Raw genomic sequence first — 25,756 nt, 5'->3', positions numbered from 1 at the left:
TGCGAGGCACTCGGCCGTGGCCGTGAGCGGGAAAATTGACCGGCGCGCGGGCTGTCGCGGACCGGGTCACCGTGGGGGGACGCTCAGCGTCAGCGGGGCGGGTCCGCGTCGGGACAGCCCGTCAGCTCGCGTGACGACCATTGGAGGTGCAGGAGTTTGTAGGCGCGGCGGAAGATGTAGGCCGCCGTGGGCAGTTCGACGAAGAGGGCCAGCCCGGCGGACGCCCAGACGTCGGGCGTACCGACGGCGAGTGACGCATCGAACCACGCGTCGCACACCAGCAGCACCGCGGACGCCAGAGCCGGGATCACCACGGCACGGTGCCGGCGAAAACCGAGGACGGCCGTGGCCGCGAAGGCGGTGAGCAGCAGCAGGTCGAAGCCGACCCAGGTCACCCGCCAGGAGTGGACCTGATAGTCGGAGGGGAGCGTCAGGCCGAGGATCACCGTCCACGGAATCAGCCCCAGCGCGGACGCGGCCAGCAGCTTTATGGTGTGCCGACGGCGCCGCTCGAACTGTTCGTCCCGGACGGGGTGGTGCGCGGCGGCGGAGCGTACCGGCGGGGCGGTCTCCATCCGCGGGCGTGGGGCGGCGGCCGCCGGCGGATTGCTGGTTGCCTGGCTCATCGCCGGACCGGTTCCTCGACCGACCCGCGCGTCCGTGCCGCGGGGTACCGGGTCGCCGTGCGGCCGGCGGTCAGCCAGCCGAGAGTGGCCAGCAGCACTCCGGCCAGAGCGTTCGGGAGCTGCCGGCTCAGCAGCATCACGAGGGCCGCCGCGTCCAGGCCCACGACCAGCAGAACCAGTACGGCACGGCGCCGTGCCGCCCGTGGATTCCCGGTCGCCCGTCGACGGCCGGGACGGGCGTGCGGCAGGCCCGGTGTGAGGACGCTCATCGCCGTCACCTCTCCCGGCGCTCTGGGGTGTGGTCCATGTCCGCCTCCAGCGAAAATCGCGGATGCACACGACAACCGAGGAAGCCCGCGCCGGTATTTCCGGATCCCGCCCGGAGAGCCGTCGTCGGCGCGTGACGTGGGACACACACTCCCCGAGCCCGTCTGCGCGGCCCTGAGTTCACCTTCTTACGATCAACGGAGCGGATGGAGACCGACTCGGCTGTCGCTCGATTCCGCGCGGCGGTACGTGTCGGCGGTATGTGTCGGCGGTACGTGGATCAGGGAGCGTCGACAAGGCGATCCGGACGGGCAGGAGTATGATATTCATCGCGCGATGAATTACTGCTCTCCGGAAAGGCAGGGCCGTGATGGAGCGGACCACGTGTTGTGTGGTGGGAGGTGGCCCCGCCGGCATGGTGCTCGCGCTGCTGCTGGCGCGGGCCGGCGTCGCGGTGACGGTGCTGGAGAAGCACGGCGACTTCCTGCGTGACTTCCGCGGCGACACCGTGCACCCCTCGACGCTGGCGCTGCTCGACGACCTGGGGCTGGCCGAGCGCTTCGCGCAACTGCCGCAGCGCAGGGTGCGCACCGTCCAACTGCCCATCGGGGCCGGCCGGTCGGCGGTCACCGTCGCGGACCTCGCGGTGCTGCGCGGCCCGTACAACTACGTCGCGATGGTGCCCCAGTGGGACCTGCTGGAACTCCTCGCGGACGAGGCCCGGCGCGAGCCGTCCTTCGACCTGCGGATGAACACCGAGGCGACCTCCTTCCTGGTCGAGGGCGGACGGGTGACCGGAGTGCGCTACCGCACCCCCGACGGCGCCACCGGTGAGCTGCGTGCCGTGCTCACGGTCGCCTGCGACGGCCGTGGATCGCTGGCCCGCTCCCGGCCGGAACTGGGGCTGCGCCGGTTCGGCTGCCCGATGGACGCCTGGTGGTTCCGGCTGCCACGGCACGAGGGGGATCCGAGCGGGCTCGTCGGCGGCGCCGGCGACCGCTTCCTGACCGCGATGATCGACCGCGGGGACTACTGGCAGTGCGCCGCGCTCATTCCCAAGGGCACCGACACGGAGCGCCGGGCCGCCGGTCTCGACCGATTCCGGGCCGACTTCGCCGCCGCGGTCCCCTGGGTCGCGGACCGTACGGACCACCTGCGCTCATGGGACGAGGTCAAGCTCCTCGACGTACGTCTGGACCGGCTGCGCCGCTGGCATCGCCCGGGGCTGCTGTGCATCGGTGACGCCGCGCACGCGATGTCCCCGGTCTTCGGCATCGGGATCAACCTCGCCGTGGAGGACGCGGTGGCTGCCGCCCGGTACCTCGTCGAGCCGCTGCGCCGCGGGGGCGTGGGCCTGCACGACGTACGCGGTCTGCAGCGCCGCCGTCTGCTCACCACGGTCGTCACACAGGGGCTCCAACGGATCGCCCACGCCCGTGTCATCGCTCCCGTGCTGCAGGGGCAGCCGCCCCTCGGCAGCGTGGAACGCGCCCAGCGCATGGCCGGTCTGCTCACCGGGTCACGGTTCGTACGCCGACTGCCCGCGTACTTCATCGGGTACGGCGCGCTGCGTGAGCGCCCACCGGCCGTGGCCGTCCGATAGCCGCGGAACGTCGCCCGCGAGGCGAGGCGTGGCGCGAGTGGCGTTCTCATACATGAACATTGCTCATGTGGGTGTACACCCTTGGAGCCGCTGTGCAAGGCTCAAGCCAACGTCCTTGCACCGTAACCTCGTTGAGGGAAGGCGCCCATGAGTGTTTCCCGGCGTACTGTGCTGGCCTCGGCCGCCGGAGTCGCGACCGTGTGTGCCGCTACCGAGCAGACCGCGCAGGCAGCCGATCGTCCGGCATCGGTGACCGCCGTGCGCGTCCTGCGGGACGCGGCCGACTACGCCGTCGGGAAACTCGCGGCGGTCGGGCCCGGAGTGAGTGCCTTCCCCGTCGGGACGAAGTTCGAGAAATGGGTGTACTCCCAGAACGGGGACTGGGTCGGCGGTTTCTGGCCGGGGACGCTCTGGATGGCGTACCTCCACACCGGGGACGACGCGTTCCGCGCGCTGGCCCTCGATTCGGCGGGGCGGCTCGCTCCCCGTCGGTACGACACCAGCACCCACGACCTCGGCTTCCTCTTCTCTCCTTCCTGGGTCACGGCGTGGCGTCTCACGGGTGACGACAAGTGGCGGACGGGCGCCGTACAGGCGGCCGACTCCCTGTTGCAGCGCTACAACCCGCGCGGGCACTTCATCCGGGCGTGGGGCGCGCTGAACGATCCGCACAACGCCGGCCGGATCATCATCGACACGATGATGAACCTCGACCTGCTGGCCTTCGCGAGCCGGCAGACCGGCGACGAGAAGTACCTTCGGGCCGCGGTGGACCACGCCAACACCGCTCAGCGGGTGTTCCCCCGCGCGGACGGGTCGACCCCGCACGCCTTCGACCTCGACCCGGACACCGGCGCGCCCGTCGGTCCCGCCACCGTGCAGGGCTACAGCTCCTCGTCCTGCTGGTCACGCGGACAGGCGTGGGGGATCTACGGGTTCACGACGATCTACCGCCGGACCGGTGACCGGCAGTTCCTGGCCACCGCCGGCCGACTGGCGGACTTCGCACTGGGCGTATTGAGCAGTGACGGGATTCCGGTCTGGGACTACCGGGCGCCCCAGCAACCCCATGACATCAAGGACGCGTCGGCCGGCGCGATCATGGCCTGCGGGCTGCTCGACCTGTCCGCCGCGACCGGCAGACACCACTACCGCGAGGCGGCACTGGGCCTGCTCGTCGCGCTCTCGCAGACCTGCCTGACCAGGAAGTCGTCCCGTGCCGAAGCGGTCGTGGCCCGCTGCACGCGCAACCGGCCGGCCGAGGACGGGATCGAGATATCGCTCCCCTACGCCGACTACTACCTGCTGGAGGGCATCCTCCGCGTCCTGAAGCCGCAGGACGTCGACCGGGCCATCGACCTGTCGACGGTACGTGCGTGAGCCGACCTTAGGCCAGGCCGCTGAGACCGCCGCGCGTACATCGCAACATTCCGGATGAACAGGGAGTTCTCCGTCGGCCCGGATAGGGTCGGAACACTGTGAACTACTACGAGCTGGGCAGCCACCGCCGACGCGTGACGACATCGTCGCCCGAGGCCCAGACCTGGTTCGACCGCGGGCTGGTGTGGACGTACGCCTTCAACCACGAGGAGGCCGTCCGCTGCTTCGAGCGCGCCGCCGAGGCCGATCCCGACTGCGCCATGGCCCACTGGGGCATGGCCTACGCCCTGGGCCCCAACTACAACAAACCCTGGGAGTTCTTCGACGAGTACGACCTGGCGCGGACCGTCGAGCGCACCCACGCCGCCGTCGAGCGCGCGCACGCCACGGCGGCGTCCGCCACCCCGGTGGAGCGCGCCCTGATCGAGGCGCTGCGCGCCCGCTACCCATGGGCGGACGCCGAGGAGCTTGAGGGTCTGTCGGTGTGGAGCGCGGCCTACGCCGACAGCATGCGGGCCGTCTACCAACTTGCGCCCGACGACCGCGACGTGGCGACCCTGTACGCCGACGCCTTGATGAACCTCACCCCCTGGCAACTGTGGGACGTCCGCACCGGCCTCCCGGCCACCGGGGCACGCACGCCGGAGGCCAGGGACGTGCTCCAGCGGGCGATGGCGACGGAGGCAGGCACGTCGCATCCCGGCCTGCTGCACATGTACATCCACCTGATGGAGATGTCCCCGACGCCCGAGGCGGCCCTGACGGCCGCCGACCGGCTGCGGGGCCTGGTGCCCGACGCCGGACACCTGCAGCACATGCCGTCCCATCTGGAAGTGCTGTGCGGCGACTACCGGAGGGTGGTTTCCGACAACGCCGCGGCGATCGCCGCCGACGAGAAGTACCACGCGCGCGAAGGTGCCTTGAACTTCTACACCCTGTATCGCTGCCACAACTACCACTTCCGGATCTACGGCGCGATGTTCCTCGGCCGCCTCCAGGACGCGCTCGACACGGCGGAGCGGCTCGAAGCCGCCGTGCCGGAGGAACTGCTGCGTGTGGAGAGCCCGCCCATGGCCGACTGGCTGGAGGGCTTCCTCGCGATGCGGGTGCACGTCCTGATCCGCTTCGGGCGGTGGGACGACGTGCTGCGCCTGCCCGTGCCCGCCGACCCGCGGTTGTACTGCGTCAGCACCGCGATGCTGCACTACGCGCGCGGCATCGCGCTCTCCGCCACCGGCAGGATCGCCGAAGCCGAGGAGGAGCGTGCGCTCTTCCGGGAGGCGGTGACCCGGGTCCCGCAGACACGCATGCTGTTCAACAACACGTGCGCGGACATCCTGGCCATCGCCTCGGAGATGCTCGACGGCGAACTGGACTACCGCAAGGGCGACTACGACGCCGCCTTCGCCGCGCTGCGCCGCTCGATCGAGCTGGACGACAACCTCCCCTACGACGAACCGTGGGGGTGGATGCAGCCGACCCGGCACGCCTACGGCGCGCTGCTGCTGGAGCGGGGCCTGATCGCGGAGGCCGAGGCGGTCTACCGCGCGGACCTGGGTCTGGACGACACGCTTCCCCGGCCGCAGCAACACCCCGACAACGTCTGGTCGTTGCACGGGTACCACGAGTGTCTCCAACGGCTCGGCCGGACCGGTGAGGCACAGATCGTGGCCCAGCAGCTGAAGTTCGCGGCAGCGACGGCGGACGTGCCGATCACGGCGTCCTGCTTCTGCCGCCTGGACGTGGGGTCGCACGACGCCCCGGGCGACGGCTGCTGCACACCACAGACATGAGGTGAGTTCCCGCGGCGACAGGCCCCGGCGCCGCACCGCGGACCTCAGTGCAGCCGCTCGGCCTCGTCGTACTCGGCCGCCTTGAACGTCGGCCAGTACGTGATCTGCGGCTTGGACCGCTCGATCATCGCCAGCAGCGCCGGTCCGTGCAGGACGCGCACCGCGACCTCCGCGCCGTCGCGGCCCGCGAGGTTGTCGACCACGTAGAGGTAGTAGTGCTCGGGGTCGGCCTTCGCGGCTGTCACCTGCCGCTGCTCCAGCGGCAGCGCCTCGCTGCGCGCCGAGCGGCTGAAGGCCTTCACCTCGATCATCCGCGGCGGACTCTCGACGTCGTACGGGAGGCCCGAGGTACGCACGTCCTTGGGATCACGCCCGGCGGCCCGCTCCAAGGCCATCACATGCGTGATGGCAGCCTGTTCCGTCTCCCTGTTGCCCACGGCACCCCCTCGTTGCGCCCACCCATGGTGCCGTGAAGTTCCTCGGCCCGGGAAGCGATTCCGATTCGCCGCCGCATTGGCATGGACCTGGCGGTCGGGGGTGGCTAGGCTCTGCTGCGCCACGAATGAGAGCGCTCTCGGGAATCGGCTGTTCCATCCCCCACTCCTGGAACGACGAAGGGCAACTCCCATGAGACGCACGAGAATCGCGCACGTCGGCCTGGCTGTCCTGCTGCTGCTCGGCGGCCTGGGCGCGGCAGGTACGTTCCCCGCCTCGGCGAGCGGCTCCGAGGCCGCGCCCGCAGCGTCCGCAGCGTCCGTCGCACCCGCTTCCGACGGCGTGCTGTCCGCCATGCAGCGTGCTTTCGGCCTGTCCCGCGACCAGGTCGAGGCGCGGCTCGCGGCCGAGCGCTCCGCCGCGGCGCTCGCTCCCAAGGCACGCCGCGCGGCCGGGGCCGCCTATGCGGGCTCCTGGTTCGACGACTCCCACGGTCGTCTGACGGTGGCGCTCACACCGGACGCGTCGGCCGCCACCCGCCGCACGATCCGGACCGCCGGGGCCGGCATCCGCACGGTCGCGCACAGCCTGCGGCAGCTGGACGCGGCGAAGGCGCGCATCGACCGGCTGTCCGCCCCTTCCGGGGTGAGCAGCTGGCGCGTCGATCCGATGGCCAACACCGTCGTGGTCGACGTCGTCCGCGACCGCCGCGCTGACAACGATGTCCGACGCTTTGTGTCCCGGGCTCGCGAGTCGGGCCCCGTGACCGTCGAGACCGTCTCCGCGGCGCCGCGGACCTTCGCCGCGGGCACGGTCGGCGGCGACCCCTACTACACGGGCAACGTCCGCTGCTCCATCGGGTTCTCGGTGTACGGCGGCTTCGTCACCGCCGGTCACTGCGGCCGGCCGGGCGCCGGGGTGAGCGGCTGGGACGGCTCGTACATCGGTACCTTCCAGGGCTCCTCGTTCCCGGGCGACGACTACGCCTGGGTCAGCGTGGGCAGCGGGTGGTGGACGGTGCCGGTCGTGCTGGGCTGGGGCACCGTGCCCGACCAGCTCGTGCGCGGCTCGGCCGAAGCTCCCGTCGGCTCCTCGATCTGCCGTTCGGGATCGACGTCGCACTGGCACTGCGGGACGGTGCTGGCCAGGAACGAGACCGTCAACTACAGCCAGGGCACGGTGAATCAGCTGACGAAGACGAGCGTCTGCGCCGAACCCGGCGACTCCGGGGGGTCGTTCATCGGCGGGGACCAGGCGCAGGGCGTCACCTCCGGCGGCTGGGGCAACTGCACCGGCGGCGGTGAGACCTGGTTCCAGCCGGTCAACGAGATCCTCAACCGCTACGGGCTGACCCTGCACACCTACTGACCGCCCGCCCGCGGTCGCGTCCCCGGGGTTCCGCGCGAGGTCCGGCGGAACCCCACCGGCCGCCGTGCCGTACACACCAGGGAGCAGACATCATGGCGAGACTCCGGTCCCCCCGATCACTCCTGTCCCCCCGATCACTCCTGTCCCCCCGATCGTCCTCGGCCCCCGGGCCGCGCCGGGCCTGGAGCCGACTGCCGGCCACCGCCGCGGTGTTGATGCTGACCGTCACCGCCCTGCTGGCCTCCGGCGCTCACCCCTCCCGGGCCGCCGAGGCCGCCTGGACCCCCAAACCCGCGCCGATGTCCACCCCGTGGACGGACCGGGTCTCCGTGGACCATCCCCTGCCGGACTATCCGCGCCCGCAGCTCACCCGCCCCGACTGGGCCGATCTGAACGGCATCTGGGACTTCGCGGTCACCTCCCGCGACGCCGCTCAGCCCGCGACGTTCGGCGAGCGGATCCGTGTGCCCTTCGTGCCGGAGTCCGCGCTCTCCGGCATCCAGCGCAAGATCACCGGGAACGACAAGCTCTGGTACAAGCGCACCTTCACCGTGCCCTCCGACTGGCGCGGGCGTCGCGTCCAGCTCAACTTTGGTGCCTCCGACTGGGAGACGACCGTCCGGATCAACGGCCGGCAGGCGGGCGCCGCACACCGCGGCGGCTACGACTCCTTCTCGTACGACATCACGCCCCTGCTGAACGAGGGCACCAACACCGTCGTCGTGTCCGTGTACGACCCGACGGAGACCCGCGGCCAGGCCATCGGCAAGCAGCGTGTCCAGGACGTCACCCCGCACCCCGGCCACAGCATCGTCTACACCGCCTCGTCGGGCATCTGGCAGACGGTCTGGCTGGAACCGACCGCCGCGGCGCACATCACGCGGCTCGACATGGTCCCGCACCTGGAGGACGGCACACTGCACGTGACGGTGCGCGGCGCCGCGGCCCAGGGCGCGCCCGTCAAGGTCACGGTCTCCAGCGGGGGCACCCCCGTCGGCAGCGCCACGGGCACGGTCGGCACCGAATTCTCCGTACCCGTCCCGAACACCCACCTCTGGACGCCCGACGACCCCTTCCTCTACGACATCACCGCGCAGCTGACCGGGAGCGCCGGCGCCGACCGGGTCGGCGGTTACGCCGGCATGCGCTCGATCGCGGTGAAGGACGTGAACGGGGTGCGCCGGCCCGTGCTCAACGGCCGGTTCGTCTTCCAGACGGGCACCCTGGACCAGGGCTACTGGCCGGACGGCATCTACACCGCGCCCACCGACGACGCCCTCAGGTTCGACCTCCAGAAGCACAAGGACCTCGGCTTCAACATGGTGCGCAAACACATCAAGGTGGAGCCGCAGCGCTGGTTCTACTGGGCGGACCGGCTCGGGCTGCTGGTGTGGCAGGACATGCCGTCCATGGACAGCGCCAGGACTCCGGACGGCGCGGCCCGCACCCAGTGGGAGAGCGAGTACCGGGCCGTCATCGACCAGCACCGCAGCTCGCCCGCGCTGATCCAGTGGGTCGACCAGAACGAGGGCTGGGGCCAGTACGACCAGGCACGCATCGCGGACATGGTCAAGGCGTACGACCCCTCGCGCCTCGTCGACAACATGAGCGGGGTCAACTGCTGCGGTGCCCAGGACGGCGGCAACGGCGACGTGATCGACAACCACAACTACGTCGGACCCGGCAACACCCCGACGGAGCCGGTACGTGCCTCGGTGCTGGGCGAGTACGGCGGCCTCGGCTACCGGGTCCCCGGCCACGAGTGGTACCCGGGCGGCGGCTTCAGCTATGAGGACCAGCCCAGCCCGGCCGCGCTCGACGACCGGCTCGTCGGCCTGCTGGACGGCATTCGGGAGAACTCCATGCCCGCGGGTGGTCTGTCGGCCTCCGTCTACACGCAGATCACCGATGTGGAGAACGAGGCGAACGGGCTGATGACCTACGACCGCCAGGTCGTCAAGGTCGACGAGGCCCGCGTCCGGGCGGCCAACCAGGCGCTGATCGCCGCGTCCCGTACGCTCGGGCCGACGGTGAAGCTGCCGCTGGAGCAGTATGTGTCGATCCGAGTCACCACACCCGGCTACACCGACCGCTACATCCGTCACTACGACGGGCTCGGCTACACCGAGGTGGTGACGGCGGAAAGCGGCGCCCTGCTGAAGCAGGACGCCACCTGGAAGGTGAGGCCGGGCCTCGCGAACAAGCTCTGCTACTCCTTCGAGTCCCGCAATTACCCGGGTGAATACCTCCGCCACCGCGACTTCAGCGTCCGGCGCGAGGCGGGCGACGACTCCGCGCTCTACAAGGCCGACGCGACATGGTGCCCCGTCCAGGGCAGCGGAGGCATCCGGTTCTCGGCGTCCAACTACCCGGGCCAGTATCTGCGGCACACGAACGCCGAGCTGTGGCTGGCACAGCGGGGCGGCTCGCAAGCCTGGGACGACCCGGGCAGCTTCACCGAGGACACCACCTGGGCCGTCGAGGACCCCTGGGCACCCTGAACACGGGATTTGCCTTCCGTGACTACCAGTAATGACGTCGGCCGGCCACCGCGTGCCCCATGGAGCCCAGGATCCAGAAAATGGCACCGAGCACCACGAGAATGACTCCGATGGTCCACAGAATCGAGATTCCGGTGACGAAGCCGACAACGAGCAGGACGAGACCGAGGATGAGCATGACCGCCTCCTCTGCTGACTACTGAGGTGTCTCCGACTTCGGGTACCCCCGGTAACGTTCGACTATCTGCTCGGCACCAGAATTTCCCACCACGCTCAGCCCTGTGCGACGAGCCCTTGGCCGGCGGACTCGTCGGCGGCTCCCCGTGCCACCAGCAGAAGGGCGTCGACGAGGTCGTCCGCCGGGCTGCCGGTGGCCAGGCGCCGCAGCTGCAGGCCCATCACCACGGCGACGGTGGTGGCCGCTAGGCGTTCCGCGTCCGGGACGCCCAGGGCGGTGAGGATCTGGGCGGCGAGCCGGTCGTAGGCCCGGAACGCCTCCGACGCCGCCTCGCGCAGCCGTTCGTCGCGCCCGGCGTGGATGTACAGCTCGAAGGGTGCGAGGTGCGCGGTGTCCAGGGCCGTACCGCAGGCCACCTGGCCGGCCAGGGACGCCGCGTCCTCTATGTCGAGGTTCTCGGTCTGGCACTGGTCGGCCAGCTCGGTGAAGTGCCGGGCCTCCTCGCGCACGAAGTACAGCAGGCTCTCGCGCAGCAGATCGTGCTGCGTCTCGAAGTGGTACGTGACGGAGCCGAGCGAGACGCCGGCCTCCTTGGCGATCCTTCTGTTGGTGACCGCCGCCACCCCACCGTCGCCGATGATCTGCAGGACGGCGGTGATGATGCGCTGACGTGTCGGGGTGGTGAGGGCGGCCTTGGGCATGCCGCCCATTGTTCCACCCGTGGTGTGCGCCGGATGACGTACGAGGTCACAGTGGTGCGGGCGGGCTGACGGCACCTCAGCTCCGCGACTGCCGCAGGGCGTTGGCGGGGGCCGCCGGTGGACAGGAACCCCGGTCCTCCCTATTGTTCGTTCGAACGAACAGGACCGGAGGGTAGTCGTGCACATCGCTGGGACAACCGTTTTGCTGACCGGAGTGACGGGCGGCATCGGAGGGGCGCTGGCCGCCGAGCTGTCGGCCCGGGGCGCGGATCTCGTTCTCACCGGCCGCCGCCGCGAGGCGCTGGACCCGCTGGCCGAGCGCTTCGGTGCCCGGACGATCCTTGCCGACCTCGCCGATCCGGACGATGTGCAGCGCCTCGCCGCGGAGGCCGCGGGCACGCGGATCCTCATCGCCAACGCGGCCCTGCCCTCCAGCGGCGACGTACTGGACTACACGCCCGAGCAGATCGACCGGTCGATCGCCGTCAACCTGCGCGCGCCCGCGATGCTCGCGCGCCTGCTCGCCGAGGACATGGTGGCGGCGGGGCGCGGGCACATCTGCTTCGTCGGATCGCTGTCGGGAATGGCGGCCACCAAGTCGTCGTCGATGTACACGGCGACGAAGTTCGGGCTGCGCGGCTTCTCCCTGTCCTTCCGCCAGGATCTGCACGGCACGGGCGTGGGTGTCTCGATCGTCCAGCCCGGCTTCGTACGCGAACTGGGCATGTTCGCGAACACGGGCTCCGCGACGCCGGGCGGTGTACGCACCGTTGCGCCGGAGCGGGTCGTCAGGGGCGTGCTGCGCGCGATCGAGCGTGATGTCGCCGAGATCAACGTCGCGCCGCTGGAGCTGAAGTTCCTCACCAAGATCGCTTCGCAGTTCCCGGGGTTCGCGGAGCGGATACAGCGGCTGGCGGCACCGGACCGGACGATGAAGGTGATCGTGGAGGCGCAACGGGCCAGCCGCTGAGCCGCACGCCTGCCCTCACGCGTGGTCGGCGCAGCACGGGGTGGGGTTGGGTACCTCGAAGGGGGCCAGTGTGCCGCCTGCCGCCGGGACGAGGGCGAGGGTCAGGTGGCCGTCGCGCCACTCGGGGCGTACGTGGTCGCGGGTGAGGACGGGTGTGGTGGGCTCGGGTCCGTCCGCCGTCGGAGCGCCGACCACGACAAGCCGGTCGATGGCGGTCAGGGCGAGCAGGTCGGCCACGGTGACCGTGCCGGTGAGATGATCGACTCCCGGGAAGAGCACCGCTCGCCCGCCTCGGCGGTGGGCGTGTTCCTCTGCTGCCAGCACGGCCGCGTGGGCGGCGGGTTCGGCGCCGTACGAGCGGCCGGCCAGGGCCGCGCCCAGGCCGGGGTGGTCCAGCGCGACGACATGTGACCACGTGATGGCGGCGGTCCGGGCGTCCGGGAGCGCGAAGGAGACGGCCGTACCCCGACGCTCGTCGGTGCGGATCAGGTGCGTGCAGGCGATGGTGCCCCGCGGGAGGCCGAGCCGTGCCGCCAGGTCGTGGATCAGGTGGTCGGCCTCGCGCAGGCTCGCCGTCCCGGCGTCCACCCCGATGACGGAGTGGACGCCGGGCGCGCCGTGTGGTGCGCTCATGCGGGCAGGACCCACATGGGGTTGGAGTAGAACCACAGGTCCTTCCATGGGTCGGCGTCCCCGACCACGTCCATGGCCGGTCCCGCCGGGTCCACGGAGGCACCGCGCAGGCCGACGGCCGTACGGTTGCCGTCGGTGCCGCGCAGCCGGACGTAGCACGGCTTGTCGACCTGACCCAGGGAGTAGGTCAGCCGGACCCGGCCGCTGGACTCGTTGACCTCGAACGACTTCACGACCTTGGTGTCCGGCGTCGCCAGGGCGTCCCGGTCGGAGACCGGACCCGTGACGTCACCCTGGATGACGTCGACACGGGCCAGGGCCGGCACGAACTGGGCCCAGTTCGGACCGTTGGCGAGGCTGATCTCGACGACCAGGTCGACCCGGCTGCCCCGGCGCACGGTCAGCGCGCCGCCGAGGGTGACCCCACGGGCGCCGGAGCGCAGCTGGGCGTCCAGGCCGCTGATGAGGCCGCCGTGGTCGACCCAGACACGGCCGGCACGGATGCCGTCCATGACCGCCTTGTACGAGAAGGACGCGGCGCCGACGTGGGTGCGGGAGTACTGGCCCGGCCAGAAGTCCGTGTCGCCGAGGTTGAGGCCGCCGCCGTAGACCGGGTCGTTGTAGCGGCCGTTGCCGGCGAAGTCGCTGTTCGGGCCGCGCACCGCGCTGTCGGCGTACACATTGTGGGAGTCCGAGTTGGCGGTGATCCACCACGGCTTGCCCTCGGCCAGCAGGCTGTCCCACAGACCGCCGACGGTGGCGGTCATCCAGTCGAAGCCGCCCCAGGTGCGGTAGCTCTCCAGCGGATAGCCGGCGAAGGAGTCGGCGCTCGGGCTGTTGTCGTAGATGCCGCGCGCGGACCCCGCGCCGTTGGGAGCGGGAAAGCCGCCCGCCTGGTGGCCGGGGGCGCCCTCCATGCCGACGGCGATGGTCGGCTGGGCGTCGCGCCAGGCGCGGATCTCGTGCGGGGAGTCGATGCCCTTGCGGGCGGGGTGGTTGGCCAGGAACAGTACGTCCTTCACCCGGCGGCGCTGCACCTGCTCGGCGAGGAAGTTGACGCCCGCGATGGCGAGCGCCTCGTTGGCCGGGGTGCCGGCAGAGGCCTTCTTCACCGAGCCGTCGAAGGAGTTCTCGAACTCCTTCAGCACCGCCACCTCGTTCTTGCCGGGGTGGACGAAGACCGTGCCGTGCTCGGCGGCCGGGATGTTCCACTCCAGGCCCTGGAAGACCAGCGTGTCGTCGATCCGGTCGCGGGCCTCGACGATGTCCGGATTGACCTTCTCCACACCGATCTTGGCGTGCGTGTCGCTGCCGTGGTCGGTGATCACCATCCAGTCCAGCCCGTGCGCGTTCGCCTGTCGCACCTGGTCGACGACCCGGTACTTGGCGTCGGAGCTGTACTGCGTGTGGATGTGGTGGTCACCGGCCAGCCACAGATACCCACCGGAGCGCTCGTCGTGGTGCGCCGCGGACGCGGACACCGCCGCCGCGGCCTGACCCGCGCCACCGAGAACGCTGCCGGCGGCGAGGCCCGCGCCCAGCAGCCCGGTGCGGCGCAGCATCGAGCGCCGCGAGAGCTGACTCGGAGTCAGTTCCTCGTCGGGGACCGACATGTCGAGGGCGGGCGGAAGGGAGGAGGCGTCGCCGCTCCCGTGGTGGTGATGGTGGTGACCGTCGTCGTGTCTGTGGCCGTGGCTCATGCTCAACTCCCGCGGGCGGCAGGGACGTACACGCTTGGGACGTGCAGATTCTGCGAAGGCCGCATGAACGACGGAGAACCGGGTCATGGTGTGACGCGGAACGGTTGATGTGCGACGAGGGGACGTCGCCCTGCTCGACTGCCGGACCACTGCAAGGGAAAGGCCGGCTCCACGCCCTGGGCGTCGAGCCGGCCTCTGCTGTGCTCGGCTGGTCAGTCCGTGCCCGACTCCATCGCGGCACGGTCCAGGAGTTCGTCGTCGTCGGCCTCGCCGCGGGAGGCGATGGCCTCGGCGCCGCCCTCCGGCATGCTGCCGATCAGTCCGGTCGCGGCCGCCTGGGCGGCACCGATGGCGGGATTGGCGGTGCCGATCAGGCCGAGCCCGGCGTACTGCTCCAGCTTGGCGCGCGAGTCGGCGATGTCGAGGTTGCGCATGGTGAGCTGGCCGATGCGGTCCACGGGGCCGAACGCCGAGTCCTCGGTGCGCTCCATGGACAGCTTGTCCGGGTGGTAGCTGAACGCCGGGCCCGTGGTGTCGAGGATCGAGTAGTCCTCGCCGCGCCGCAGCCGCAGCGTCACCTCACCGGTGACGGCCGCGCCGACCCAGCGCTGCAGCGACTCGCGGATCATGAGCGCCTGCGGGTCCAGCCAGCGGCCCTCGTACATCAGCCGGCCGAGGCGCCGCCCCTCGCTGTGGTACTGGGCGAGGGTGTCCTCGTTGTGGATCGCGTTGACCAGACGCTCGTACGCGGCGTGCAGCAGGGCCATGCCGGGCGCCTCGTAGATGCCGCGGCTCTTGGCCTCGATGATCCGGTTCTCGATCTGGTCCGACATGCCCAGGCCGTGGCGGCCGCCGATGGCGTTCGCCTCCATCACCAGGTCGACAGGGGAGCCGAACTCCTTGCCGTTGATCGTCACCGGGCGGCCCTGTTCGAAGCCGATCGTCACGTCCTCGGGGAGGATCTCGACCGCGGGGTCCCAGAACCGTACGCCCATGATCGGCTCCACGGTCTCCACGCCGTTGTCCAGGTGCTCCAGGGTCTTGGCCTCGTGCGTGGCGCCCCAGATGTTGGCGTCCGTGGAGTACGCCTTCTCCGTGCTGTCGCGGTAGGGCAGCCCATGGGCGAGCAGCCACTCCGACATTTCCTTGCGGCCGCCCAGTTCGGTCACGAAGGCCGCGTCCAGCCAGGGCTTGTAGATCCGCAGATGCGGGTTGGCGAGCAGGCCGTAACGGTAGAACCGCTCGATGTCGTTGCCCTTGAAGGTCGACCCGTCGCCCCAGATCTGTACGTCGTCCTCGAGCATCGCCCGGACCAGGAGCGTGCCCGTGACGGCACGGCCGAGCGGGGTGGTGTTGAAGTAGGCGCGCCCGCCCGTGCGGATGTGGAACGCCCCGCAGGTGAGCGCGGCCAGGCCCTCCTCGACCAGTGCGGCGCGGCAGTCGACCAGGCGTGCGATCTCGGCGCCGTAGGTCTTCGCGCGGCCGGGCACCGAGGCGATGTCCGGCTCGTCGTACTGGCCGATGTCGGCGGTGTAGGTGCACGGGACGGCGCCCTTGTCGCGCATCCATGCGACGGCGACCGAGGTGTCGAGGCCGCCCGAGAAGGCGATGCCGACGCGCTCGCCGACGGGAAGGGAGGTGAGGACCTTGGACATGGGAAGAGTATGCATGGAAACGCATGAACATGCAAAGGGGTCTGTGCGACGCCTCGGCGCGGCGCCGTGAGCGACCGGGTGGTGCGGGCTGCCGGGTGACGTGGCGGCTGCCGCGCTCGGGCACGGCGGCCGCCCTGTGCCGGTCTCAGCCCTGCCCTGCCAGGGCTTCGCCGAGGATTTCCTCCGTGGTCTTCAGGGCCGCCGCGCGGTCCTCGGTGACCAGGCCGATGCGCGTGCGTCGATCGAGCAGGTCGGCGGCGTCGAGTGCGCCTTCGTGCCGTACGGCCCAGAGCAACTCCGCGCGGGTGACGGGGTGGTTGGGCAGCACGAGGTCCCGCAGGTGCGGGTGCTGTACGGCCAGGGCCTGGACGGCCGCCGCCTCGGTGCCGTAGCGCCGGACCAGCCGCCGCGGTGCGGGCGGGGTGGCGAGCCGGGCCGGAGCGGCGGCGCCGACGAGCGGGAGCGAGGCGGTGGGGGAGGGCCCGGCGTGCAGACGGCCGGAGCGGGCGGCGGCGTCGACGGCGTCCTCGGCCATGCGCCGGTAGGTGGTGAGTTTCCCGCCGACCACGGTGACGACGCCGTCCGGTGACGTCAGTACCGCGTGCCGCCGGGAGATGTCGGCGGTACGGGACTCCTCGCCCGAGCCCGTCGGCGTGGTGTCCAGCAGGGGCCGTAGTCCGGCGAAGGCGCCCACGACGTCGGCACGGTGGACCGGGACGTCCAGGACGGAGCCGAGGACGTCGAGCAGGAAGCCGATGTCGGTCTCCGGGACCTCCGGCACATCGGGGACGGGGCCGTCGACGGGTTCGTCGGTGAGGCCGACGTACACCCGGCCGTCGCCCTGCGGCAGGACGAGGACGAAACGGTTGGTCTCGCCGGGGATCGGTATGTGCATCCCGGCCGGCAGCGGGCCCAGGCGCTCGGCGCGCAGCACCAGGTGGGTGCCCCGTGAGGGCCGGATCCGGATGCCGTCGACCAGTTCGCCCGCCCACACACCCGATGCGTTGATCACGGCGCGGGCGCGGATCTCGCCCTCCTCGCCGGTGAGTTCGTCGCGGATGCGGGCCCCCGTTCCGGTCAGCTCCAGTGCCCTGACCCGGGTGAGGATCCGGGCACCCTTGGCGGCCGCGGTGCGGGCGAGGGCGGTCACCAGGCGGGCGTCGTCGGTGAGCCTGCCGTCCCAGGACAGCAGGCCTCCGCGCAGGCCGTCGGTGCGCAGCGCGGGGGCCAGGTTGCGGGTCTCCACCGCGGACAGCCGGCGCGGGCCCGGCAGGGTGGCGCGGGCGGTGCGGGCCGCCAGGCGCAGGCCGTCGCCGGCCCGGAAACCGGCCCAGGCCAGGGCCGCCTGACCGCGTGGGACCAGCGGGGTCAGGGGGAGGACGAACGGCTGGGCACAGACCAGGTGGGGTGCGGTCCGCTCCATCAGCACGCCCCGCTCGACGGCACTCTCGTGGGCCACGTCGAGCTGTCCCGAGGCCAGATAGCGCAGGCCTCCGTGGATCAGCTTCGAGCTCCAGCGCGAGGTGCCGAAGGCCAGGTCGTGGGCGTCCACGGCGGCGACCGTCAGTCCGCGGGCGGCGGCGTCGAGGGCGGCTCCGGCGCCGGTGGCGCCGAGCCCGACGACCAGGACGTCCACGGTCGGTCCGCCCACGGTCCGGGCCAGGTCGCGGGTGCGGCGTGCAGCGGACAGCGACGAACCGGGGAGGGGCGCGGCGAGGTGGGAGGGGCTGCTGGTGGGGCTCATGGGGTGAGGGTCCTCTCCAGGATGGTCCGCAGCTCCGTGAGGAAGGCGGCGGTGGTCAGGTCCGGGTCGTCCTCGTCGGTCATGGTCCGCAGCGACAGGGTGAAGGACTGGACGATCAGAAGCAGGGACCGTGCCTGTCTGCCGAGGTGGCAGGCGCGCACCGATCCGTCGGCGTGTCCATCGCGAAGGCCGGTGGTCAGAAGCTCCAGGAGGGCGTTCTGGCTCGCGCCGCGGCGGTCCAGTACGTAGGGCAGGAGCAGTTCGGGGTCGACGTCGACGATCTTGCGGAAGAGCGGGTGCTCGCGGAACGCCCGCACCCCGCCCACGAGTCCCTCGACGATCAGATCGCGTGCCGATCGCTCCGGGCTGGGCTCGGGCATGGCGCGGGTGGCCACGTCGACCCACTCGCGTGTCATCAGGTCGCCGACGAGTGTGCGTACGTCCGGCCAGCGCCGGTACAGCGTCATGCGCGAGACGCCCGCGCGGCGGGCCACGTCGGTCAGGGTGGTGCGGCGGACGCCGACGGCCAGGACGCAGTCGCGCACCGCGTCGAGCACCGGATCGCTGTCCGCATGGTTGTGACGAATAGGCGTCATGTGTAACAGTGTAACGCCCTTGCGGCGGCGCCCGGCAGACGGGCACGACGCGGAAACGACCGATGAGGACAAACCGCCATGGACATGCTGTGGAGTGGCTGGGGTGACCCGGCCAAGGCGGCACCGCTGCCCGAGACGGTGATCGGGCTGCTGCGCGATCTGCTGGGCGTCAAGCCCCGTAGCGCACCCCCGCTGCGGCTGGAGGAGATCGCCGTCCCCGGCACCCCTCTCGACTCCGCCGTACTCGAAGGACTGTCCGCGGCCGTCGGCGGCGAGGCACACGTCCGCACGGACGCCGAGACCCGGGTCCGGCACACCCGCGGCAAGTCCACGCCCGACCTCCTGCGGATCCGCCTCGGAGACGTCACCGACACCCCCGCGGCCGTGCTCCTCCCGGCCGCACACGACGAGGTGCTGGCCGTCCTGCGCGTGTGCGCCCGATACGGCCTCGGCGCCGTCCCGTTCGGCGGCGGCACGTCCGTCGTCGGCGGCCTTGCCCCCGAGCGGCGAGGACCGTTCGTCGCCCTGGACCTGCGCCGCATGGACCGACTGGTCGACGTCGACCCGGTCTCGCGCACGGCGACCCTGCAACCGGGCCTGCGCGCCCCCGAGGCCGAACGCCTGCTGGCCGAACACGGCTTCACGCTCGGCCACTTCCCGCAGTCCTACGAGTGGGCCACCATCGGCGGATTCGCCGCGGCCCGCTCCAGCGGTCAGGCCTCCGCCGGATACGGCCGCTTCGACGAGATGGTGCTGGGCCTCACCCTCGCCACTCCCGAGGGCACCCTCGACGTCGGCCGCGCTCCGCGCTCCGCCGCGGGCCCCGACCTGCGCCAGCTGATCCTCGGCTCCGAGGGCGCGTTCGGCGTGATCACCTCGGTCACCGTGCGCGTACGGCCGCAGCCGCGCGCCCGCCACTACGAAGGCTGGCGCTTCGCCTCCTTCGAGGAGGGCGGCGCCGCACTGCGCCGGCTCGCCCAGGACGGACCGCGCCCCACGGTGCTGCGCCTGTCCGACGAGACCGAGACACTGATCGGTCTCGCCCAGCCCGACGCGATCGGCGCGGACGGTCCGCAGCAGAACGCCGGCTGCCTCGCGATCGTCGGGTTCGAGGGCACCGAGGAGGACACCGCCCACCGCAAGGAGTCGGCCGCCGCCGTCCTGCGCGAGTGCGGCGGCACTTATGTGGGAACGGAGCCGGGAGAGCGCTGGGCCCACGGCCGGTACTCGGCGCCGTACCTGCGGGACGCGCTGCTGGACGCGGGCGCGTTCGCCGAGACGCTGGAGACGGCCGCCTTCTGGTCGCGGATCCCCGAGCTGTACGACGCGGTCCGCACGGCACTGACCACCGCCCTCACCGAGGCCGGCACACCACCCCTGGTCATGTGCCACATCTCGCACGTCTACGAGAACGGCGCCTCGCTGTACTTCACCGTCGTCAGCGCACAGGGCGACGACCCCGTCGCCCACTGGGCCCCGGCCAAGGAGGCGGCCAACGAGGCGATCCTCGCCGCCGGCGGCACGATCAGCCACCACCACGGCGTGGGCACCGACCACCGCGACTGGTACGTCCGGGAGGTCGGCACCCTGGGCATCGAAGCCCTGCGGTCCGTCAAGCGCAGACTGGACCCCGACCAACTGCTCAACCCGGGCGTCCTCCTGCCCACCGACTGACCCGACCCGCCGACCGACCCCGCCCCTCGTCCGTACAGCCCCAGCACACCGGCTCCCCAATCACCGCCTCCGGAGGCTCACCCATGCGACAGTTCACCGCCGTCGTCAACCCCACCGCGGGCGGATCCAGCGCGGCGGCCGCGCTGATCCAGGTGGCACGCGTGCTGCGCGAGGCCGGGGCGGAACTGGAGACGGAGTACAGCCGCAGCCTGGCCCACGCCCAGGACATCGCCCGCGGCGCGGGGGAGCGGGGCCGGGTGGTGCTCGCCGTCGGCGGTGACGGCATCACCGGTGGCATCGGCGGCGCGCTCAGCGGCACCGACACCGTGTTCGGCATCGTCCCGGCCGGACGGGGCAACGACTTCGCGCGGGCGCTGGAGCTGCCCTCCGACCCCCACGCCCTGGCCCGGATCCTGCTCGACCGGGAGCCGCGCCCGGTCGACACCATCGAGGTGCGCTCGGCCGTCCATGACGGGACGGTCGTCCTCGGCAGCGTGTACGCGGGCGTCGACGCGCTGGCCAACCGCCACGCCAACCACGCGCGACTGCTCAAGGGCGCCGCGTCGTACTACGCGGGGGGCCTGCGGGCCGTGACCACGTGGCGCCCGGCGGACTACCGGATCACCGTGGACGGAGAGGAGCACGCCCTGCGCGGCTACACCGTCGTGGCCGCCAACTCCGCCTACTACGGCTCCGGCCGCATGATCGCGCCCGGAGCCCGCGTGGACGACGGCCTGCTGGAGATCGTGATGATCCGCGAGGCCCCGCGCCACCTCTTCTTCACCCTGATGAACGAGCTCAAGTCCGGCGCACACGTCGCGCGCCCGGAGGTCAGCATCCTGAGGGGCCGCGAAATCCGCATCGAGGCCGACCGCCCGGTGCCGTACGGCGCCGACGGGGAGGTGGAGGCGGTGCTCCCCGTCACGGTGAAGGTGCTGCCCGGCGCGCTGCACGTGCTGCACTGACTGTCAGCTCATCGCTGCCGCGCATCCGCATCCGCATGCGCGGCCCGGCGTGCCGCGAAGTCGGCGAACCACGACAGCATCCCGAAGTGCGTCACCGCCCCTTCGCTGCCGACGTCGGCGACGCGAGCGCCCTGCAGGATCCGCTTGACCGGCACCTCCAGCTTCTTCCCGGTCACCGTACGCGGCACGGCGGGCACCGGCACGATCGCGTCGGGCACGTGCCGCGGGGACAGTTCCCGCCTGATCGCCGTCGTGATCCGCTGCCGCAGGCCGTCGTCGAGTGCCGCGCCGTCGGCCGTCACCACGAACAGCGGCATGTAGTAGTCGCCGTCGTCCAGTTCGACGCCGACGACCAGACTGTCCACGACGCCCGGCACCTGTTCCACCACGGAGTAGACGTCGGCCGACCCCATCCGCACTCCCATGCGGTTGAGCGTGGAGTCCGAGCGCCCCGACACCACGAGCGACAGATCCTCGTCGATGGTGATCCAGTCGCCGTGACGCCAGACGCCGGGATAGGTGTCGAAGTAACTCGCCCGGTAGCGGACGTCGTCGGGGTCGTCCACGAACCGCAGCGGCATGGACGGCAGCGGGGCCGTCACCACCAGTTCACCCTGCTCACCGGTCAGGGGCCGGCCCGCGTCGTCCCACGAGGCCAGGGCCACGCCCAGGGAGGGACCAGAAATGCGTCCCGCACGGACCGGGAGCAGGGGTGAGCCGCCCGCGAGTGCCGAACAGACGTCGGTTCCGCCGCAGATCGACTGGAGCTGCGCGCCCGGGGCGAGCCGGTCGTACACCCAGTGCCAGGTGCTCCGCGCCATCGCGGACCCGGTCTGTACGACGGAACGCAGCGCTCCGAGGTCGAGGTCGGCTGCCGGGTGCAGACCCGAACGTTCCACGGCCGCGAGGTAGGCCGCGCCGACGCCGACCACGGTGGCCCGGGTGCGCTCCGCGACCCGCCATACGCCGGCCGCGTCGGGGTGGGTGGGGCTGCCGTCGTACAGGACGACCGTGCTGCCGTGGAGCAGCCCGCCGACGAGGAAGTTCCACACCATCCAGCTCGTGGAGGTGACGAACAGATAGCGGTCCTCAGGGCGCAGGTCGACGCCCAGCCCCAGCGCCTTCAGTAGTTCCACGACGATGCCGCCGTGCCCCTGCACGATGCCCTTGGGGATGCCGGTGGTGCCCGACGACCACAGGATCCACAGAGGATGGTCGAAGGGTACGTCGGCGAAGACCGGCGCCGCCTCGGTCGCCGGCAGCGCCGACCACACACGGACGGCGACGTCGGAGCGCATCGGCCGCTCCAGGGTCGTGCCGGGGAACAGGTGGTCGACGAGCAGCAGGTGACGGACCGTCGGCAGACCGTCCAGCAACTCGGCGACCGTGGTCCGCCTGTCGTACTCCTTGCCCCCGTAGCGGTATCCGTCCGCGGCGACGAGGACGGTCGGCCGGGCCTGGCCGAGGCGGGCGAGCACGCTGGGCGTGCCGAAGTCGGGGGAGCACGCCGTCCATACGGCCCCCACGGCGGCGGTGGCCAGCAGGGCGACCACCGCCTGCGGCAGGTTGGTGAGATATCCGGCGACGCGGTCGCCGGGCCCGACGCCCATGTCGCGCAGTGCCGCCGTGACATCGGCGACATCACGGCGCAGTCGCTCCCACGACGTCTCGACCGGGGCGCCGTCCTCGGTCACGCTCACCAGCGCCGGACGCGCGTCGGTGGCCTGGGCGAGGCAGCGTTCCGCGAAGTTCAGTCGTGCGCCGGTGAACCAGCGGGCGCCCGGCATGGTGGCGTCGGCCAGTACCTCGTCGTACCCGGAAACCGAGTCGAGCCCGTAGAACTCCCAGACGGCCGACCAGAATCCCGTCAGGTCGGTGGCGCTCCACCGCCACAGCGCGGCGTAGTCGGGGAAGTCGAGCCCCCGGGTCTCCGCCAGCCATTCCATGAACACCGCGACGTTGGAGTCCTCCAGTTCACGGCGCCCGGGCGACCAGAGCGGTTCGGTCTCCGTGCTCATGCGTGCCGTCCCGTGGCCGGCACGGGGAGCGCGGTGCCGGCCGGCGTCCGAGGTGTCGTACGGCCGGACTCCAGCTCGCGCAGGAGGTCCTCCGCCAGGGACCAGTCGCCGTGTCCGGATGCCGGGTTGAGGTGCCCGACGGGGCCGAGGGACACGAGTCGGCTGCCCCAGTCGCGCGCGAGTTCAGCGACGCGCTCGGCGGATGCGAGCGGGTCGTTCGCGCTGGCCGCCACCACGCTGGGGAACGGCAGCGGCCGGCGGGGTACGGGCGTCCAGCCGTTCTCCGCCAGTTCGCCGAGGCTGGGGTAGCCGTCCGGGAGGGGGGTGTCGAAGTCCGGCGGCGTCGCGAGCAGGGCGCCGCGGATGTCCGCGTGATGCCGTTGCGCCCAGTGCACCGTGGTCATCACGCCCGCGCTGTGGGCGACCAGGACGACGGGCCCCGCCACAGAGGCGAGCGTGGCGGCCAGGTTGGCGACCTGGGCGTCGCGGCTGAGGCGGTCCTGCGCCACCGGGGGAGTGACACGGACGCTCCGGCCGGCTCGGGCGAGCCGGGTGGCCAGCAGCGTCTGCCAGTGTTCGGGGACGTGGTCGCGCAGGCCGGGGACGATCACCACGGTGGGTGCCGTGGAGCGGGTCATGAGGAGACCTCCGACGGTGTCCGCGTCTCGGCACGTGCGTCGAGACGGTCGATACGGAGCAGATCGCGTTCGTACCAGTGGCGCCCGATGAGGAAGGCGACGGTGGCCGCGACCGCGGTGAGCGGCACGACGCGCAGGGCGCCGAGGAGTCCGATGCGGTCCGCGAGGGCGCCGGTGACGGCGGGTCCGGGCGCCAGTCCGAGCAGGCTGTTGGCGAGCGTGAGGGTGGCGAAGGCGGTCGCGGCCACGGATGCCGGGGTCAGATTGGCGACCATGGCCGCCGCCGGTCCGGCCGTGCCGGCCGACAGCAGGCACCCGGCGGCCAGAGCGGCCAACTGGGCCGGGCCGGTGGGCAGCCGGAAGGCGAGCGACAGCATCACGAGTGAGCTGAGGCTGCAGGCGACGGCCACGCCCCACTTGCGGATGGGGGCGGTGGCGCTGATGCGGTCGGAGGCGAGGCCACCGGCGATCATCCCGATGCCGATGACCAGCGCGAAGACGCCCGCGACCGCGCCCGCCCGGGCGGGGGCCAGGTGGTAGTAGCGGTCGAAGAAACTGGGCAGCCAGGCCAGGAGCGTGGCGGCCACGAACAGTTGGAGGCCGCTGCCGATGTAGGCGCTGATGACGGAGACGGAGGAGAACAGCCGGGGCAGATGACCGCGCAGGGGTTCATGGGCGGTCGTGCCGTCGGCGTCGTTCGCCGACCGTCCTCGCGGCTTGAGTCTGCTCTCCTTGACGACTGTTCCGTACACCGCGGCGAGCACCAGTCCGAACAGGCCCATCACCGCGAACGCCCAGCGCCATCCGGCGACTTGGGCCACGGCCCCGCCGAGGGCGACGCCGAGTACGGAGCCGAAGGCGCCGCCGGCGATGAATGCGCCGGAGAGGGTGGCCCGCATGGTGAGCGGGAAGATGCTGAGGACCACGGCGATGCCCACGCTGCCGTACGCGGCCTCACCGATGCCGACGAAGAGGCGGCCGACGAACATCTCGCCGTAGTTCGCGGAGATCGCGCAGCCCAGGGTGGCCAGGCTCCACAGCACGGCGGCGATGAGCAGGCTGCGCACCCGCCCCCACCGGTCGGCCACCAGGGACATGGGGAAGGTGAGCACCCCGACCGTCAGCGCCACCACACCGCTGAGCGATCCCAGCGCGGCGTCCGACAGCAGCCATTGCGCCTTCAGCATCGGGAAGACGGCGTTGAGCACCTGTCGGGACATGTAGTCGGACAGGAGCAGGCCGAAACCGAGCGCGAAGACGGTCCACGCATAACCCCGGGACACGGGCCAGACCGGTACGGACGGGCCCGTGGCGGGCGCAGTGGTGTGAAACTCCATTGTCATCACCTCGACTGCTTGATTGAGGGGCAGGTCAGAACGGTCTGTCGCCGACGATCCCGGCGCGCTCCATCTTGCGGACGGCGGGCCAGTAGTCCTGTACGGCGTAGTGCTGGGTGGAGCGGTTGTCCCAGATGGCGACGCTGTTCGGACGCCAGCGGAAGCGCACCTGGTACTCGGGGATCGCCGCCTGGCTGATCAGATACGTGAGCAGTTGACTCGCGCCCGGCGCGTAGTCCTGCCCGAAGCGGACGTTGCGTGGCGTGTGGTAGTTGACGAAATGGGTGGCGAACGCGTTGACGAAGAGGATCTTCTCGGCGGTCTCCGGGTGGGTGCGGACGACGGGGTGCTCGGCGTCGGGGAACCGCTCCTTGAGCGCGTGGCGCTGCTCCTCGGGCAGTACGGCGCCGAAGGAGGCCTCGATGCTGTGCCGGGCGCGCAACCCCTCGATCTGCGTCTTGATGTGCTCGGGCAGCCGCCGGTAGGCCTCGGCCATGTTGACCCAGATCGTGTCGCCGCCCACCGGGGGAGACTCGATGCAGCGGAGCACGGCGCCCATGGACGGGTCGGTGCGCCAGGTGCCGTCGGTGTGCAGGGCGTTCTCGTAGTGCTCGGCCGGGCTGTCCAGGTCCTTGTAGATGCGCACCAGCCCGGGGTGGTCGGGGTCGCTGCCCGCGACGGGGTGGTCCTCCAGCGGACCGAACCGCTCGGCGAAGGCGACATGGTCGGCGCGCGTGATGTCCTGGTCCCGCAGGAACAGGACCTTGTACTGCAGCAGCAGGCTCTTGAGCTGTGCGAACAGGTCGTCGTCGCGGGCGGCGTCGGCCAGGTTCACGCCGCTGAGCTCGGCTCCGATGGTGCAGGTGAGCGGCTCGACCTCGATCGAGGTGCGCAGTGCGGCCGGGCGGACGAGCGCCGGGGCCCGCCCTTGCGACGGTGAGAGGGTGTCTGGCATGGGTGATCACTCCCTGGGT

General features: G+C 71.5%; 22 protein-coding genes. 8 read left to right on the top strand and 14 right to left on the bottom strand.

All coding sequences use genetic code 11. The annotated features are described in order from the left end of the window. Positions 1-89: 89 nt before the first annotated feature. Together AB0I54_RS22575 and AB0I54_RS22570 are read right to left on the bottom strand one after the other, a co-directional pair. Complete coding sequence (locus AB0I54_RS22575; RefSeq protein ID WP_363297879.1) at positions 90-626, bottom strand: hypothetical protein; 537 nt, start codon at positions 624-626, stop codon at positions 90-92. Continuing rightward, positions 623-895, bottom strand: a complete 273-nt coding sequence (locus AB0I54_RS22570) for a hypothetical protein (RefSeq protein WP_363297878.1) — start codon at positions 893-895, stop codon at positions 623-625. Before AB0I54_RS22570 ends, AB0I54_RS22575 begins: the two co-directional genes overlap by 4 nt. Before the next feature lie 368 nt (positions 896-1,263). Here AB0I54_RS22570 and AB0I54_RS22565 point away from each other — a divergent pair, with 368 nt between their 5' ends. The 3 genes from AB0I54_RS22565 (at position 1,264) to AB0I54_RS22555 (ending at position 5,669) form a co-directional block, all read left to right on the top strand. After that, positions 1,264-2,496 carry an FAD-dependent oxidoreductase gene (locus tag AB0I54_RS22565; RefSeq protein ID WP_363297876.1) on the top strand — a complete coding sequence of 411 codons (1,233 nt, stop codon included), beginning with the start codon at positions 1,264-1,266 and terminating at the stop codon, positions 2,494-2,496. A 147-nt stretch (positions 2,497-2,643) separates the two neighbouring features. Continuing rightward, positions 2,644-3,876 (top strand): glycoside hydrolase family 88 protein, encoded by a 1,233-nt coding sequence (locus AB0I54_RS22560; protein ID WP_363297875.1) that lies wholly within the window; start codon positions 2,644-2,646, stop codon positions 3,874-3,876. 98 nt (positions 3,877-3,974) lie between these two features. Continuing rightward, positions 3,975-5,669 carry a hypothetical protein gene (locus AB0I54_RS22555; protein ID WP_363297873.1) on the top strand — a complete coding sequence of 565 codons (1,695 nt, stop codon included), beginning with the start codon at positions 3,975-3,977 and terminating at the stop codon, positions 5,667-5,669. Positions 5,670-5,713: 44 nt separating this feature from the next. Here the strand turns inward: AB0I54_RS22555 and AB0I54_RS22550 are convergent, their stop codons facing one another. After that, positions 5,714-6,106: a DUF3883 domain-containing protein gene (locus AB0I54_RS22550; protein WP_363297872.1), complete on the bottom strand. Its 393-nt coding sequence runs from the start codon at positions 6,104-6,106 to the stop codon at positions 5,714-5,716. A gap of 190 nt (positions 6,107-6,296) precedes the next feature. Between AB0I54_RS22550 and AB0I54_RS22545 the strand changes: the two genes are divergently transcribed. Further along, entirely contained in the window at positions 6,297-7,472 is a 1,176-nt protein-coding gene (locus AB0I54_RS22545; RefSeq protein ID WP_363297871.1) for a S1 family peptidase, read from the top strand. A 215-nt stretch (positions 7,473-7,687) separates the two neighbouring features. Beyond that, positions 7,688-9,973 carry an AbfB domain-containing protein gene (locus tag AB0I54_RS22540; protein ID WP_363297870.1) on the top strand — a complete coding sequence of 762 codons (2,286 nt, stop codon included), beginning with the start codon at positions 7,688-7,690 and terminating at the stop codon, positions 9,971-9,973. Between the two features lie 22 nt (positions 9,974-9,995). Here AB0I54_RS22540 and AB0I54_RS22535 read toward each other — a convergent pair whose 3' ends face one another. Next, positions 9,996-10,151, bottom strand: coding sequence for a DUF6131 family protein (locus AB0I54_RS22535; protein ID WP_363297869.1), 156 nt, complete (start codon positions 10,149-10,151; stop codon positions 9,996-9,998). A gap of 95 nt (positions 10,152-10,246) precedes the next feature. Next, the gene (locus tag AB0I54_RS22530; protein ID WP_363297868.1) at positions 10,247-10,852 is read right to left on the bottom strand and encodes a TetR family transcriptional regulator; all 606 of its coding nucleotides are present in this window, start codon (positions 10,850-10,852) and stop codon (positions 10,247-10,249) included. A 178-nt stretch (positions 10,853-11,030) separates the two neighbouring features. On the opposite strand from AB0I54_RS22530, the gene AB0I54_RS22525 reads away from it, so the two are divergent. Further along, positions 11,031-11,822, top strand: a complete 792-nt coding sequence (locus AB0I54_RS22525; protein ID WP_363297866.1) for an SDR family NAD(P)-dependent oxidoreductase — start codon at positions 11,031-11,033, stop codon at positions 11,820-11,822. A gap of 15 nt (positions 11,823-11,837) precedes the next feature. On the opposite strand, the gene AB0I54_RS22520 is transcribed toward AB0I54_RS22525, so the two are convergent. The 5 genes from AB0I54_RS22520 to AB0I54_RS22500 all read right to left on the bottom strand — a co-directional run bounded on the left by AB0I54_RS22520 (position 11,838) and on the right by AB0I54_RS22500 (position 18,150). Continuing rightward, on the bottom strand, positions 11,838-12,455 hold the full coding sequence (locus AB0I54_RS22520; protein WP_363297865.1) for a hypothetical protein: 618 nt from the start codon (positions 12,453-12,455) through the stop codon (positions 11,838-11,840). Continuing rightward, positions 12,452-14,155: a PHP domain-containing protein gene (locus AB0I54_RS22515; protein WP_363297864.1), complete on the bottom strand. Its 1,704-nt coding sequence runs from the start codon at positions 14,153-14,155 to the stop codon at positions 12,452-12,454. Before AB0I54_RS22515 ends, AB0I54_RS22520 begins: the two co-directional genes overlap by 4 nt. Before the next feature lie 212 nt (positions 14,156-14,367). Continuing rightward, on the bottom strand, positions 14,368-15,810 hold the full coding sequence (gene argG / locus AB0I54_RS22510) for an argininosuccinate synthase (RefSeq protein ID WP_363297862.1): 1,443 nt from the start codon (positions 15,808-15,810) through the stop codon (positions 14,368-14,370). 145 nt (positions 15,811-15,955) lie between these two features. Beyond that, entirely contained in the window at positions 15,956-17,554 is a 1,599-nt protein-coding gene (locus tag AB0I54_RS22505) for a glycerol-3-phosphate dehydrogenase/oxidase (protein ID WP_363297861.1), read from the bottom strand. Continuing rightward, entirely contained in the window at positions 17,551-18,150 is a 600-nt protein-coding gene (locus tag AB0I54_RS22500) for a TetR/AcrR family transcriptional regulator (protein WP_363297860.1), read from the bottom strand. Before AB0I54_RS22500 ends, AB0I54_RS22505 begins: the two co-directional genes overlap by 4 nt. Positions 18,151-18,228: 78 nt before the next feature. On the opposite strand from AB0I54_RS22500, the gene AB0I54_RS22495 reads away from it, so the two are divergent. Both AB0I54_RS22495 and AB0I54_RS22490 read left to right on the top strand, forming a co-directional pair. Beyond that, positions 18,229-19,824, top strand: coding sequence for an FAD-binding oxidoreductase (locus tag AB0I54_RS22495; protein ID WP_363297859.1), 1,596 nt, complete (start codon positions 18,229-18,231; stop codon positions 19,822-19,824). An 83-nt stretch (positions 19,825-19,907) separates the two neighbouring features. Then, complete coding sequence (locus tag AB0I54_RS22490) at positions 19,908-20,789, top strand: YegS/Rv2252/BmrU family lipid kinase (protein ID WP_363297858.1); 882 nt, start codon at positions 19,908-19,910, stop codon at positions 20,787-20,789. A gap of 8 nt (positions 20,790-20,797) precedes the next feature. Here AB0I54_RS22490 and AB0I54_RS22485 read toward each other — a convergent pair whose 3' ends face one another. The 4 genes from AB0I54_RS22485 to AB0I54_RS22470 are packed head-to-tail and all read right to left on the bottom strand — an operon-like array spanning position 20,798 to position 25,737. Continuing rightward, entirely contained in the window at positions 20,798-22,807 is a 2,010-nt protein-coding gene (locus AB0I54_RS22485) for an acetoacetate--CoA ligase (protein ID WP_363297857.1), read from the bottom strand. Then, entirely contained in the window at positions 22,804-23,445 is a 642-nt protein-coding gene (locus AB0I54_RS22480; RefSeq protein WP_363297856.1) for an alpha/beta hydrolase, read from the bottom strand. The genes AB0I54_RS22485 and AB0I54_RS22480 overlap by 4 nt, the downstream gene beginning before the upstream one ends. Continuing rightward, positions 23,442-24,782, bottom strand: coding sequence for an MFS transporter (locus tag AB0I54_RS22475; RefSeq protein WP_363297855.1), 1,341 nt, complete (start codon positions 24,780-24,782; stop codon positions 23,442-23,444). Before AB0I54_RS22475 ends, AB0I54_RS22480 begins: the two co-directional genes overlap by 4 nt. Before the next feature lie 34 nt (positions 24,783-24,816). Beyond that, positions 24,817-25,737, bottom strand: a complete 921-nt coding sequence (locus tag AB0I54_RS22470) for a TauD/TfdA family dioxygenase (RefSeq protein WP_363297854.1) — start codon at positions 25,735-25,737, stop codon at positions 24,817-24,819. Between the last annotated feature and the right edge of the window lie 19 nt (positions 25,738-25,756).

Source organism: Streptomyces sp. NPDC050625 (genome assembly GCF_040654755.1).
Taxonomy (GTDB): Bacteria; Actinomycetota; Actinomycetes; order Streptomycetales; family Streptomycetaceae; genus Streptomyces.
The sequence above is the reverse complement of the archived record's forward strand: the minus strand, read 5'-3'. Positions and strand labels throughout refer to the sequence as shown.